The organism is Citrobacter portucalensis, from assembly GCF_023374935.1.
GTDB classification, from domain to species: Bacteria; Pseudomonadota; Gammaproteobacteria; order Enterobacterales; family Enterobacteriaceae; genus Citrobacter; species Citrobacter portucalensis.
This window is the reverse complement of sequence record NZ_CP092466.1, coordinates 4,441,292-4,455,772: the sequence shown is the minus strand read 5'-3', so window position 1 is coordinate 4,455,772 and position 14,481 is coordinate 4,441,292. Positions and strand designations below refer to the sequence as shown.

11 protein-coding genes and 1 pseudogene are annotated in these 14,481 nt (G+C 47.5%); 2 read left to right on the top strand and 10 right to left on the bottom strand.

Annotated elements, in window-relative coordinates; genetic code table 11:
• Positions 1–909 (top strand): HNH endonuclease family protein, encoded by a 909-nt coding sequence (locus LY264_RS21575; protein WP_071692271.1) that lies wholly within the window; start codon positions 1–3, stop codon positions 907–909.
• 232 nt (positions 910–1,141) lie between these two features.
• On the opposite strand, the gene LY264_RS21570 is transcribed toward LY264_RS21575, so the two are convergent.
• Positions 1,142–2,941 carry a GmrSD restriction endonuclease domain-containing protein gene (locus tag LY264_RS21570; RefSeq protein WP_071692272.1) on the bottom strand — a complete coding sequence of 600 codons (1,800 nt, stop codon included), beginning with the start codon at positions 2,939–2,941 and terminating at the stop codon, positions 1,142–1,144.
• A gap of 480 nt (positions 2,942–3,421) precedes the next feature.
• Here LY264_RS21570 and LY264_RS21565 point away from each other — a divergent pair, with 480 nt between their 5' ends.
• Positions 3,422–6,940, top strand: coding sequence for an AAA domain-containing protein (locus LY264_RS21565; RefSeq protein WP_171845977.1), 3,519 nt, complete (start codon positions 3,422–3,424; stop codon positions 6,938–6,940).
• Between the two features lie 166 nt (positions 6,941–7,106).
• Here LY264_RS21565 and LY264_RS21560 read toward each other — a convergent pair whose 3' ends face one another.
• The 9 genes and pseudogenes from LY264_RS21560 to LY264_RS21520 all read right to left on the bottom strand — a co-directional run bounded on the left by LY264_RS21560 (position 7,107) and on the right by LY264_RS21520 (position 14,478).
• A complete protein-coding gene (locus LY264_RS21560; RefSeq protein ID WP_071692274.1) occupies positions 7,107–8,045 on the bottom strand; it encodes a glycosyltransferase in 939 nt (312 codons plus the stop codon).
• A gap of 544 nt (positions 8,046–8,589) precedes the next feature.
• On the bottom strand, positions 8,590–8,982 hold the full coding sequence (locus LY264_RS21555) for a VOC family protein (protein WP_014882338.1): 393 nt from the start codon (positions 8,980–8,982) through the stop codon (positions 8,590–8,592).
• Between the two features lie 47 nt (positions 8,983–9,029).
• Positions 9,030–9,239 (bottom strand): zinc ribbon domain-containing protein, encoded by a 210-nt coding sequence (locus LY264_RS21550; protein WP_275976687.1) that lies wholly within the window; start codon positions 9,237–9,239, stop codon positions 9,030–9,032.
• 169 nt (positions 9,240–9,408) lie between these two features.
• Positions 9,409–10,155, bottom strand: coding sequence for an SAM-dependent methyltransferase (locus tag LY264_RS21545; protein ID WP_071692276.1), 747 nt, complete (start codon positions 10,153–10,155; stop codon positions 9,409–9,411).
• 55 nt (positions 10,156–10,210) lie between these two features.
• Positions 10,211–10,758, bottom strand: a pseudogene (locus LY264_RS21540) (GNAT family N-acetyltransferase).
• A gap of 11 nt (positions 10,759–10,769) precedes the next feature.
• Positions 10,770–11,027, bottom strand: coding sequence for a YjhX family toxin (locus LY264_RS21535; RefSeq protein WP_014882342.1), 258 nt, complete (start codon positions 11,025–11,027; stop codon positions 10,770–10,772).
• Between the two features lie 326 nt (positions 11,028–11,353).
• Positions 11,354–12,616 carry a PTS galactitol transporter subunit IIC gene (locus tag LY264_RS21530; RefSeq protein ID WP_071692278.1) on the bottom strand — a complete coding sequence of 421 codons (1,263 nt, stop codon included), beginning with the start codon at positions 12,614–12,616 and terminating at the stop codon, positions 11,354–11,356.
• Between the two features lie 88 nt (positions 12,617–12,704).
• The gene (locus LY264_RS21525; protein WP_071692279.1) at positions 12,705–13,700 is read right to left on the bottom strand and encodes a 2-hydroxyacid dehydrogenase; all 996 of its coding nucleotides are present in this window, start codon (positions 13,698–13,700) and stop codon (positions 12,705–12,707) included.
• 16 nt (positions 13,701–13,716) lie between these two features.
• Positions 13,717–14,478, bottom strand: coding sequence for an SDR family NAD(P)-dependent oxidoreductase (locus tag LY264_RS21520; protein WP_014882344.1), 762 nt, complete (start codon positions 14,476–14,478; stop codon positions 13,717–13,719).
• Positions 14,479–14,481 lie beyond the last annotated feature (3 nt).

The following is a 14,481-nucleotide window of genomic DNA, read 5'->3' as shown; positions in this document are numbered from 1 at the left end:
ATGATTAAAATTGATCGTTCAGCCGAGCCGGTACCGACCTCACTAACTATGGCGGGTAATGTTGTTGATAATGAACGTAGTGCCGCGCAAAGCTATTACACAGCTGTACCAGCTCCTAGTAAAACTTATAAATTTAAGCGTTATAAAGAAGATGATATCGTCGAAGCTTTAGAACGCCTTTTTCATGGGAAATGTGCCTATTGTGAGAGTAAATACATTGGCACCCAGAAAATGGATGTTGAGCATTATCGCCCCAAAGGAAAAGTAAATGAAAGTCAGACACACCCAGGCTACTGGTGGCTAGCTCTTGATTGGGATAATTTATTGCCCTCGTGCACAGACTGCAATCGACGTCGCGGACAGAAGATCGCTGTTTTAGAGGCAGATGGAACTATTGTTTTTACCGATACGATGGAAAATGCTGGTAAGGAATGTGCCTTTCCTGTTTCCGGCCCCTACCGGGCGTGGAATAGCCAAGATAACCTCGCCCTTGAAGTCCCTCTATTGATCAACCCCTGCCAACATGATCCTGATGACCATCTTAGTTGGCATATCAGTAATACGAAGGCGCCGATCCTATTGGCAAAATTATTGGGGGCACAGCCGGATCAGAAGGGTGTAAGTAGCATTGAAATCATGGGGTTAAATAGATTTGGACTGGTGAATGAGCGGGCAGCAGTGTTACAACAGATTGAAGTTCAAGTAAAAAATATTTACCAGCTGATAGATATTACAGCGATTATGCCAGCCTGTGAAGCGAGGGATAGCTGCCTAATAAAGATTGGGCAGGATATCGATGAGTTGCAAGCCTGCTATAAACCTAACCGGCAGTATGCCTCAATGGTGAAATCCTACATCGAACCGCATATGAAAACGCTAAAGCGATATCTTGTTGGGTTGTTGCCATGATTTAATCGATGTAGCCGTTGTCACTGTAATGATACGCTATCCACATAGCCTCGTTCCCTCAAAAAAAACAGCGTGGCAGTCTACATGCTAGTTGGCAGTATGCAGACTGCCAACTGACATTTTTCTGAAGACAGTTTGGCTGACTTTTCATGAGGGTAGTGATGCCATCCTTTAACTAGTTTACTGTCGCGAATGGTACTGTAAGCCAAAGACTGAATTGTGCCGAGGTGAATCAGCTTAGGTTCAAAGCCTTACCCATTGCCCTCTCTATCAGTCCAAGTAATTCTTTTTGTCTCTGCTCGTAGAATGCTTCAAAATTGTCAGTGCGTAATGAGTCTACTGGGATGTTATGACTTCTCAAGAGATCATTCATCGCGGCGTCAGCTAGTTGTACTTGGGGATGAGATTGCAACGACGCTAGATAAACCGATGGGGCTGAACCGCCAATCATTCTGTTTGCTTTAAATGAAATCGGTGTTTTGTTAATGATAGAATCATACTTACGTCTTGGTATTCCGTTCTTCTCGCACCAATCTTTCGGGAAAATATGATGGATATCGACTGGAACTTCGTCGGCCTCAAGGCTACGGATTTTCGATTTCCAGAAAAGATCCTGAGCACCATCGCGTAAGACTAGAACGTTTATACCCTTATAAGCAGCACTAAGTCTGGATGATAGTGACCCAAGACGATCAATCTGGAAATTGGCATCATTAATTGTTCTTGGAATTTCCCCATTTTTCTCAATCCAGCCGAGTAGTTCTTCAACGTCGTTGGCTATGCGTGTTTCTACCGCGCCACCGTAAAGCTCGCCCAATACACCGCACCAGAACCATCTGGCCAGTTTCTGATGAATTTGTGGTTCTCTCCAACGTTCTTCGTCCTCGCTGCAAAGTAGGGTCATCACAGCTGCTAGGGGGGCAATCTGGGTTCGGTAGGGTAACTCACGTTGAGAGCTAAAACATTCCTGGCGAAGAAACTTAGCTGCGCACTTGAATCCATTTTCTACATCGTCAGCCCAATTTTTGTAAGCTTCTAAGGGAAGTTCGAGAACAGAAGCTCGTTTTGCACTGACTGGGGATACTTGTTTACCCGTTTTTCCTGCAACTATATCGGCTTTACGTTTTTCCAACGTGTGCAGCATGGTGATAGCTTGTAGAAAATCTGTGCTTTCAATACCATTTAAGATCGGTTCTTCGGAAATACGCTGTTTACGCGAGGTAACACATCTGTCATCACTTCCAAACCAATCATCACGAAGATTGTATCCATCAGCTGCATAGCTTGCAGTAACAAGCTCAAATACGGATAGCGGTACGCCACCAGTATTTACTTTTTCGAATACGAGGCATACAGCTTCTTTGGTGGTATCTTTTTTCAGAATAATTAATGGAATTTGATAGTCGTTATAAGCATCCAACACTTGTGTTTTGAATTCAAAGAAATGTGGTACAGCTGCAGCATTATGGTTATAAAGATCTTGTAACCATGTCATTGCTTCGAGGATTTCCGAACATGGGAAATAAAGTTGTTGGCATTCGAGTTCTCGGGTAGAAAGATCAAGATCGACTTTTCGACCAAAATCACTGCGTATTTGACGATTACCATCAGTCGCAATAATAGCTTCATCCAGCCTGTCCGCTCCCGTAAGAGCTGTAGGGATATGGATATAGTAATAGCGATCGATGGGTTTTCCCTTATCGGTCGTTGTTTTCACTGGGCCCTGAAGTTTTAGCACCTGAGTTAATGTTGTTAACCGTTGCTGCCCATCTAAGATTAGTTTTTCTGGGGATGGCAAATCAGAAGAGGGAACATTTTCCACCGGTCTGACCTGAAAACGGACTTCACCTCCTGTTTCCAGAAGCATCACTGCACCTACAGGGAATGAGCGACCAAGACTGACGAGTAGGCTACGGACATGTTCATCATCCCACACCCAACCTCGTTGAAAATCTGGTAACTGAATTTTCCCCTCTATGATCTCTTTGAGAAGGTCTTTAAGGGGAAGTTTAGTGCTATCAAAAGTCGACATCTTCACGTCCTTGCGAGTTAACAATTGTTCGAACTATACAATGATGTTGGATTGTATGCATTGTCGTTGGCTGGATTGTATCAAGCTAAGTGAGCGAAGCTTTTCAAAGTAGCACTACTTACCTCAGAATGTAAAAATCCATTACATAACAACAATTTGTTACGAGTACAAGTTGAAGTATCTCCTTACTAGAAAATTAACTTTGTAGTTGGGTGATCATCGTAACGTAACAAATTTAGGAGGTTACTAGGGCTAACTACATGCCAAAATCTCTTCCTTATTTATTGCATACGGGATAAGGCAAACAGCTTATTAAAAATTGAGAATACCAGATCAATAGCCCTCGATATGTACAGTGATACACCATGTTTAGCGATACAAACAAATACTTGCGATCGTACTCGCATCGTGGACAATGTTTAACCATGAGGATTTTATATCAACGAAATCAATAGTTTTATTTAAGTCACGGGATGGGGAATGGACAGCAATACTCAAGGATTCACTTCATACTGGCGTAATACCTTAGCTGATGCCGAGTCTGGAAAAGGGGCATTTGAGCCCAAAGATGAAGATTCATTCACGCAATGGATAGATGTCGATCAGAGAAGGTTGAGTGAAGAGATCGTGCAATCGTTCTTCAAGGGCGAAGACGAGCAGGTTAAAACCATCGAGGTGTTGTTACGGCCGCAGGTATGGATCCGTCAGTTAAAACATGGCAAAGAGCGGACTGCTGGTGCTCCTGGTATCGTTACACCTTTGGTTACCGCAGCTCTCCTTAACCGCGAAGGCTTTTTATTCCCTACATCGCCTGCCACCATTCCCCGTGACCTGCTTGAACCTCTCCCTAAAGGTACCTTTTCTATTGGTGAGATGGCGGAATATGACAAGTACAAAACCACGCATAATTCAATCACTTTTAGTCCCGGTAATGAGGATGGGCTGCGTGATGAGACTGATGAACAACGAGTGGAACGATATGCTCGTTATCAGCAGTTGTGGCAAAAGTACCTTAAAGACACTGATGAACTTTTAAAAAATGTTACTGGCAGATGGCTCGCATCACCGGAGCAATATGAACCTGCTGGATATGGCTACATCATTAAAGCCAATCAGTCTGGAGGGGCCAGCATTCATATCCTGCCTATGTACGATCATCTGCTGTCGTGCAAAAAAGAAGTGCCATTACTGGCGTGCTTTGCCTCGGCAGAGAAGTCTCCTGTTGAACCGCTCCTTGCCAGCAATGCCATGTTCTGCGAGCGTCTGGGGCATTCCGGTGATAAATTTCCTCTGGCTGTGGCGCAGCGCGATGCCCTTAGCCATTACCTCACTCAACAGCCGGGCGATATTCTTGCCGTGAACGGTCCTCCGGGAACCGGGAAAACTACTCTGGTTCTTTCAATCATTGCTACTGAGTGGGCGAGGGCAGCTTTAAACAAAACTGAACCGCCGGTGGTGATTGCGACATCAACCAACAATCAGGCCGTCACCAACATTATCGAGGCCTTCGGTAAAGATTTTGCTACCGGCACTGGGCCTATGGCCGGGCGTTGGTTACCTGAAGTAAAAAGCTTTGGCGCTTACTTCCCGTCTTCGGGACGGAGAGCCGAGGCGGTAAAGAAATACCAGACGGAAGACTTTTTTAACCGTGTTGAATCCCTTGAATATGTTGAAGATGCCCGGTGCTTCTTCCTTGAAAAGGCAAGGGCAGCTTTTCCGAATAAGGAATGTCATTCACCTGAACAGGTTGTGGATCTCCTGCATCAGCGTTTGGTTGAACTCTCTGCAGAGCTTGAGCAAATTGAGCCTGCGTGGGATGACCTTAACGCAATCCGTCAGGAGCGGCATGCCATCAGTGACGATCTCGAACAGTATATTCAGGATAAGAGAACGTTACTGCTCACTAGCACAAATGACATCTCGCTATTAATGCAGGGCAAAAAACAGTGGGAACAATATCGTGCTGGTGAGTCGATCATGTTCGCTCTCTTCTCCTGGCTTCCCGCCGTTCGTACTAAGCGTCACTATCAAATGAAGCTGTTTTTGGAGGCTACGTTTGGCGAAAGAATGACAGCATTCCAAGGCCCTCAGCCTGATGGAATTGATGCCTTTATCGATGGATTGATTGAACAAGCTCATAAAGAGCAGGCCAGGTATCAACAGCAAATTGATCTTGCTGAGGACATTTCCCGACGTGAAAGCGAAACAGCTATGCGCTGGCACGATATTACTCACTCACTGGGAAATCCGGGCGAAACAGAGTTAAGTCTGCACGAAGCTGATGAGCTTGCCGATACACAGCTCCGTTTCCCAATGTTTTTGCTGGCGACCCATTATTGGGAGGGGCGGTGGCTGATGGATATGGTTGCTATCAATAATATTCAAAAAGAAAAAGGTCGTACTGGTGCGAAAAGTACAAAGGCCCGCTGGCATCGTAGAATGAAGCTAACCCCCTGTGTAGTCATGACGTGCTTCATGTTGCCTTACCATATGAAAACCAGCGAGTTCGTCGGCGGCAATAAGAAATTCGACGATAACTATTTATATAACTTTGCCGATTTACTAATTGTCGACGAAGCGGGGCAGGTGCTTCCTGAGGTTGCTGCAGCCTCCTTCGCACTGGCGAAGAAAAGCTTGGTGATTGGCGACACAGAACAGATTGCGCCTATCTGGAATAGCTTGCCCGGTATTGATATCGGCAACATGGTTGAGGAGAACATCCTTCCTGGTGGTACTCAAGAAGAACTTACTGAATCTTATGCCTTGGTGTGTGATTCAGGAAAGAGTGCTGCATCTGGCAGTGTCATGAAGGTCGCTCAGTTTAATTCGCGCTATCAATATGATCCGGACTTTGCGAGGGGGATGTATCTGTACGAACACCGTCGTTGCTTCGATAACATAATTGGCTACTGTAACACCCTCTGCTATCACGGTAAGTTGCAGCCCAAACGCGGAGAAGAAAAAGAGACAATATTTCCTGCAATGGGATATTTGCATATCGATGGTAAAGGTATGCAGGCAAGTGGTGGAAGTCGCTATAACGACTTTGAAGCGAAGACGATAGCGGCATGGCTTGCAGTGCACAAAGAGGAAATCGAGCGTCATTATGGCGAACCTCTACATAAAGTAGTGGGGGTTGTTACCCCATTTTCGGCACAAGTCAGTACGATTAAATCGTCATTACGTAAGCTGGATATTAATTGTAGTGGCGATGAAAATTCGCTGACAGTCGGTACTGTCCATTCATTGCAGGGGGCGGAAAGGGCGATTGTGCTTTTCTCCCCTGTATATTCGAAGCATGAAGATGGCAGTTTTATTGACAGCGACAGTAGCATGCTGAACGTCGCCGTTTCACGAGCTAAAGACAGCTTCCTGGTCTTTGGTGATATGGATCTGTTTGAGATCCAATCCGGATCGTCACCTCGGGGATTGCTGGCGAAATACCTGTTTGCTTCCACTGATAATGCATTGCAGTTTGAGTTTCAGGAGCGTCAGGATTTAAGTACCTCACAAACGCAGATTTCAACCCTACACGGGGTGGAGCAACATGATGCGTTTCTGAATCAGACTTTTGACGCCATTAACCAGAGCATTACTATCGTTTCTCCATGGCTCACCTGGCAAAAGCTGGAACAAACAGGTTTTCTGGCATCGATGTCTCAGGCGCGCACCCGTGGTATTGATATCACTGTAGTAACGGATAAAACGTTTAATACAGAGCATGCAGATTTTGAAAAGCGCAAAGAAAAACATCAGCGCCTAAATGAAGCAGTGGAAAGGTTGAATGAAATGGGCGTCACGACGAAGCTGGTTAATCGTGTTCACAGTAAGATTGTGATTGGTGATGAGGGGCTGCTCTGCGTCGGTTCCTTTAACTGGTTTAGCGCTACGCGCGATGAGAGATATCAACGATACGATACGTCGATGGTATACCGTGGCGAAAGTTTAAAAAGCGAAATTAAAACGATATATTCTAGCCTGGAACAACGTCAGTTGTAATTCTCAATTATCGTTTCTAGGTTAACTGCCGAGACACTACCAGGTAACATCGCTTTAGGGATGCTACTTGGTGGTTACTTACTGCAGTATTTTGTAGCTTTAGGACTACAATTGCCCAGCACTTAAGAAGGTTAGATAGTACCAACAGAGCATTATTTTATGCACGCTAAAAAATTTTACGCATTAGCTTGATAAAGAAAAATATGTCACTGAGGCTGCTAATACCTTGGAATAAACTAATAAAGGATATATTTTTGTTGAAACTGGTTTTAACGTTGGATTTATCCATAACCTTTTTCCGATATAACCCCAAAAAGTGACGAGCCTCAACTAGCGCATGCCGGTACAAAAATATCTTTATTTTTTTGTTTTGTTTATCATCCGCTAACTGGATGATATCTTCGATCACTTCAACATAGCTTATAGCACGAACATCGTAGTAATCCGGCCGATGCGTGATAGAGGCCTTATTGTTGATATAGATATAGTCCTTAATATCCAATGTGCAGAATCGACCATTGCTCGCCGCAAGATGAACCGTCCAGAGAATGTCTTTATGGCTTCTTCCGGGCTGGAAGTGCAGTGAATGCTGTTTGATATAGGATGATCTGACCATTTGCAGCCACAGGTAATGCGGCCATTCGCGATGGATAACGCAGTGTCTGATCCACTCATGACCTGACAACGTCGCTTCACAGGGCTGCTTAGTATGAACGGCTCTTCGGTGGTTGTCAGCGCCAGAATGCCAGCCATTAAAGATCACGACGTCGGCTTGCGACGCGGTAGCTGCTTGCCATCGTTTTTCAATGAACCCGTCGGTAATATCATCGTCAGCATCGAGGAAAACAACCCACTCTCCCCGATGGATGTCTAGTGCCGTATTGCGTGCTGCGTAGACGCCTTGATTGGTCTGCTTGATGAGAATGAGTCGGTCATCATGGATTTGACGAAGAATGTTGGCTGTTTCATCAGTAGAACCGTCATCGATAACGATAAGTTCAATAGCCACGTGGGTTTCACTGAGGATTTTATTAACCAGACTATCAATGGTCTCAGCGGCGTTGTAAGCAGGGATAATGACGCTGACATCGATTCTATTTTTCATATTGAGCTATGATTTTCCTTCGTTGTCATCCCTGAGGCGTCTGATTGGGATAATCCGTCTTTCCCTGATTTCCTGGTCGATATCAAACAAGCACTCGTCGCAGAATTCTTTATCGAGTGAGAGCAATCGCTCAAGGACACTTCTTTTTTTGTTGCAACGTGCGCATCTCTTCATCTTTCCGCGTCTTTGCGACCTCGTAATTTGGGATACATGGAAAATGGGCGTAGCAAGCCTCGGCTAGATAACTAACCGTAATAAAAGGCTTTTCTGCGAGTAAGTTAAGACAAGGATAACCAGGCAGGGCGCATGAAAGATAATCGTTTTGATAGATCGGTTTTTCGATATTGATCGTTGGCACCGATCAATATGAAATGCGGTTCCGTGACTTATATTACCGGCAGGCTCATGACTTCAGGCAAAATGGCGACTGTGTTTTTGAATGTGAGAACGACTTTTAGAATGCGCAGCTGTTTGGTCTGGAGCGGGTTTTATAAAGGATATATGAGCGGCAGGTAGGGGCCCTGAGGCCCCCGATTTATCGTTCTCAGGATTGTGCGGTGTAATAGACGAAAGCTAGCTTGTTGCCATCAGGGTCTCTGACGTAAGCGCTGTAGAATCCTTCGCCGTAATGTGGACGCAGGCCCGGAGCTCCTTCGTCAGTGCCGCCGTGGCTTAACGCGAGCGCGTGAAGCTGCTGGATGTGTTCGGCAGAACGTGCAATCAGGGCGACCATCACACCATTTCCTGTCGTGGCATCCTGTTTATCAAAAGGTCTACCGACACCCAGTGCTGTCGTGTTATTACCGTTGAAAACGCCCCACCATGCGACGTCCTCATTCCTGCCACCACGGGGATACCCCAGCATCTCCATCAACGGATCGTAGAATGTAATAGCGCGTGGCAGGTCGTTGGTTCCGAGCATAATGTAAGAAAACATCGGCTCTCCTTAAAGGATTCAGGGGGAGTGTAGATAATCAGCTCAAATCACTCGTCCGCTTTATGCGCCCAGGCGGGCATTGCCGTCAGATAACGTTTTGCCCGCTTCTGTGCTTCTTCCGGGCCGACTTTTTGCCAGGAATCAAGGAAGCTGGCTAAGCCTGATACCGCTTCTTCCCAGGGTTTAATATTGCCGTTACTGTCACAGCAGTACGCGCAATATTGATCGCTGGCACTGTGTGCATCGGGTGCAGACATCGGCATTCCGCAAGCCTGACAGAACTTTTCATGTTGTGACATATGATGCTCCTTATGGTGACGTCCTGATTAATAAACATACAGAATATGTATTGTGCAGGTGATGCAACAGATCAAAGCAAAGGCTAAGCCCCCGGTATCTCCAGTCAGAAATACCGGGAACCTGTTATTACTTGGCGATGAGCGCGAACACGCCCCAGCCAAAGTATTCCCGCGCGTACGTTACGTGGCGTTTCGGCGAGATGTTTAGCTCGGCCCTGACTTCGGCGGCGAAGTCGTCGTCAGGATTCGCTTCCAGCCAGCGGCGCATGGTCAGCCATTTCGCGGCTTCATACCGGTCCCAGCCTTCCTGGTCTGCCAGTACCATTTCCACCACGTCGTAGCCGAGTTCATCGAACGCGCCGACAAGCCCCGGCAGCGTCAGGAAATCGGTCGTCGAGCTGACGCCACAGGCCTGTGCTATCTCGTCCGTTGCAGGCACCTGACGCCAGTAGGGTTCACCGATGAGCATGATCCCGCCCGGTTTCAGGCTCTGCGCCAGCAGTTCGACCGTCCCGGCAAAGCCCCCGGCAATCCAGGTCGCGCCGACGCAGGCCGCCACGTCACATTTCTCATTGGCGACGTAACCCGCCGCATCGTTATGAATAAAATGGACGCGTTCGTTGACGCCGAGTTCTTCCGCGCGTCGCTTTGCCTGCGCGGTGAAGAGCGAACTCATGTCGATGCCAGTCCCCGTAATGCCATGATCCCGGGCCCAGGTACAGAGCATCTCGCCCGAGCCACTGCCGAGGTCAAGAATGCGGGTGCCCGGCTTCATGCGCAGCACGCGACCCAGCGTGGCGTACTTCTCTTCGGTGAACGGGTTATGGATGCGGTGTTCACTTTCGCTGATGGTAAAAATACGTGGGATATCCATTATTTAATTCCTGTTATTGGGTTAAGCACCAAAAAGGGCACAACAAGATTGTTATTCACGCCAGTGTTCCGGTTTCATCAGGGCCTGCGCGCACTGGATGTGGCCGGTCACGTTCATGGGCTGACCGGTGAGTGATTGCATCATCCAGCAGGCTTTATGCTCCTCCGGGATGGGATAAGGAGCTGGATAGCCTTTGTCTCCGGCACAGGGTTCGAACCCATGTCGGGGGTAATAGGTGACGTGGCCGAGAACAAATACCGTCTGGCAGCCCATCAACCTCAGGTGCCCAATGCCAGTGCGTATCAACCGTCCTCCCACGCCCATCCCCTGGAATTCCGGTATGACCGCCAGGGGAGCAAGGATATGCATCAGAGGTGAATCCATTTCCCCTTTGAAGGCCGCCCGGGTAAATAAAATATGCCCGACGGCTTTGCCTTCATGTCGGGCCAGCAGCGATAACGCAGGGCGCGCGCTTTCATCCTCAAGTAAAGAGGCCACTAAATTGGCTTCTTTGCTGAAGCCAAATGCGCGGGTTTCGACTTCCCGGATATCACTGGCATCACTTTCGTCTGTGATTTGAAAAGTGAAGTGTTGTGCTGTCATAGAAACTCTCCTTAGCGATTATCGAGCTGAGCGCGAACGTTATTCAGCCCGGTGGTATTGATTCGATAGGGCTGACCATTGACGGACTTGATAAGTTTTTTGGTTTTGAGTTTTTTGAAGACGGCGAGCGTGCAGTCGGTCAGCAACAGCCCTTCGCGGCTGTAGCATTCAACGGAGGTGACGCGGCCTGAAGCATCGCGGACGTGCGCAATACGTCCACCTTTGGCGAGAACGTGTAAGGTACGTTGTTCCTGACGGGATAAATTCATACTGAAGAACCTGTTTAATCATCATGTGCAAAACGTGCAAACACACAGGGGTGTCCGCATTCGATTTCGGCGCATTGATAATCAGTCCGGCCTGAAAAGGTCGGTAAGCTGATTATCGGATGATTACATTCTCCAGCATCAAAGCCTCGGGTTGAGTTGAAAGGTATTTACAGGGTGAATGATAACACGCAGTTTTATCAGGGGTATCCGCAAAGCGGAAAAGTGTGATCTCGTCTGGAAAACATTATTCAGCCTGCTTGCAGTACGAAATCAGAAATAAAACAGAGGGCTGAAGATAGCCCTCTGTTTTCGCTATCAATCATGGATTACGGCGCAGTACTGAAAAACTCCCCAAACTTCACTGCCAGCCAGCCAACCGGTGTGGTCGCCCCCCCGACAATATTGGTAATTTCAGACATCCCCTCCGGAACCGGAATGTTGGAGTTAACCGCTGCCTGAGTATATTCCTTAGAAATGTCCGTTCCGACGTACAAAATGCAGCTGACGATCAGCGTGCCGCTAATGAACATGCGGAACATATTACGTTTACAGAATGGCGTGACCATCGCCAGCAGGAACATCAATGAAGCCAGATCGACAAATGGCAGTACGCGGTTACCGGGCAGAATGATAGACAGCACCACGGCCATCGGGATTAACAGCAGTCCGGTTGCCAGCACTGAAGGTTCGCCAATCAATAACGCGGTATCCATGCCGATGTAAAAGTCGCGATCGGGGAATTTGGCCTTCAATTTTGCTTCTGCGGCATCACGGACGATCAGTAATCCTTGCACCAGTATTTCTATCATTTTCGGCAACAGCAGCATCGCAGCGGAAACCTTGATTGCCAGCGAAACGGCAGCCGAAACGTCATACCCGGCAAGAAATGCTAGCAGCAATCCCAGTACAAAACCTAGCGTCAATGGCTCACCAAATACACCGAACTTTTTATTAATGCTTTCCGGATCAAAATTAATTTTATTGATAAGCGGAATCTTATCAATAATGTAATTACAGGCAATGCCAAAAGGAACGTAGGCTATACAGGTAAGGTGAGGGAAAGAAATCCCTTTGAGATTATAATTTTTTTGTAAATACGGGGCGGTTAAATCGGCTGCCAGTAACGTTAAGACAAAAATACCAAATGTTATGCCAATAGAAAGCCAGTAGTTACCGGTTCCGGCATACACGACCGAGCCCATGATCAGGAATATCCAGTAGTTGAAGATATCGATATTCACCGTTTTGGTTAATTTGAGCAGCAGCATGGCCAGATTGATGACAATAAAACCGACCACCACAGGCAGCATCAGCGGGGAGCCCCAGCCAATTGTTGAAGCGGTCGGCCACCCGGTGTCGACGACATTCAGCTGCAGGCCGATGCGCTCGACCATTGCCTGTGATGCAGGGCCAATGTTCGTCAGCAGCAGGCCAATTACCAGGCCGACGCCTTCGAACCCAATACCGACCAGCATCCCGGCTTTAAATGCCGTACCGATTTTTACCCCAAAGCAAAGTGCAATAATAAAGAATATTACTGGCATCATTACTGATGCCCCCAGACTAATAATGCTGTTGATAATATCCATAATGATTCCTTAACAAGGCAGCCGAATTGGGCGCGAGCGAAGCCGTGCCCAATGGGCTGTATAAAAACCTTAAAGGTCTTTTTTATATTTAACTGAGTTTCTTCAGCAAGATCTCAGCAAATAGCTTGGGTGAATTACTGAAGGCGTCGAGCGTACTGCCCGCAATATGCGGGGTGATGGTTACGTTATTCAGTAAATAAAACGCGCTGTCATCAGGTAACGGCTCATCGTCGAAAGTATCCAGCGCCGCCCCCATAATTTTTCCGGTCTGTAGAGCGTCAACCAGATCGCGTTCATTAATTAGCCCGGAGCGCGCGGTGTTAACAATAATGGCGCTGCTTTTCATTAACCCGAAATGGTGTGCGTTGATCAGGTTTTCGGTTTCCGGCGTCATACGGGCATGGAGTGAGACAACGTCAGCCCGTGTTACCAGCTCGTCGAGGGTATCGACTTTCTCATAGCGTTCGTGGCCGGAAACGTACTTATCATAAAAGATAATTTCCGTGCCGAAGGCGCTAAGAAAACCCGCGACGAGTTGAGCAATATGACCCAGGCCAACCAAACCGACAACCTTACCGCCAAGCTCTGGAATAGCCTGATGATTCGGGCTGTCTTTACGCCAGAACTTATCGCGTAACGCATCATGAGAACGGGCAATATTGCGCATTTCGGCCAGCATCATCCCGACCGTAAATTCCGCTACGCTGCGGGCATTGCGCCCCGGCGTGTTCATTACCTCTATTCCTCGGGCCAGTGCGACCTGCTGGTTGACGTTTTCAACGCCCCCTCGCAATACCCCGATGTATTTGAGCTGTGGCAGTTTATCCAGCACTGCCGTATTGACCGGAGCAAACTGGGTTATCAGGATTTCAACGTCGTCAGCACCCTCAAGTAAGGCTGCAGGTAACGTGACCGCTTCTGCGCCTTCCTGCTCGACCCGCAGATTATCCTCCTGCAATTTTTCGATCGAATCATGCGACCATTCACGAACTTCAACGTCGATACCTTTATCCCTGAGCGCGTTAAGACCTGCATCCATCATCGCTTTGTTGATAAAAAGATCGGCAATTGCCAGACATTTCATAGTGATTCTCCATAGATTAACGCATCAACATACCGCCGGTTACATCCAGAGTTGCTCCCGTCATATAGCTAGTTTTAGGAGAAACCATGAAGACCCCGATGTCGGCAATTTCATTTGGCTGAGCTACCCGACCTACTGGAATCCGGCTGACGTAATAGGCTGGGTCCTGTTCAATATTTTTACGGATCATCGCGGTGTCCATAATCCCGACAGCGATGTTGTTCACGTTGATATTTTGTTTTGCTACCTCTCTTGCCAGCGAGATAGAGAAAGCTACCAGGCCCGCTTTACTGGCCGCGTAATGGGCATGGCCGGTTGTGGATCCATGGAATGCAGCCTGTGAAGTAATATTCAAAATGCTGCCTGCCTGATCTTGTTGCAGGCAGTGATTCACAAACAATTGGCTTAAATGGAATACCGCTTTCAGGTTCACATTCATTACCAAGTCCCAGTCTTGTGGGGTTATCTCGGTGACGTAACCACTGAGCCAGATACCGGCGTTATTGACCAGAATGTCGGCCTTTCCCATCTGCTCAATGCAGGCCGCAAAGAGATGCTCCCGGCTTTTCTCATCGGCAAGATCGGTTTTCACCGCAATAATTTTGACGTCAGTGGTGGATTTCACCTGTTCAATCAGTAATTCCGGGCACTCTTCATCACGCAGGTACGTGAAACAGATATTGACGCCTTCTTTAGCCAGGGAAAGGACAAATTCCCGGCCAAGCCCCGTGGCTCCACCGGTGACGATGGCTGTGCGGTGTTTCAGATTTAGATCCATTCA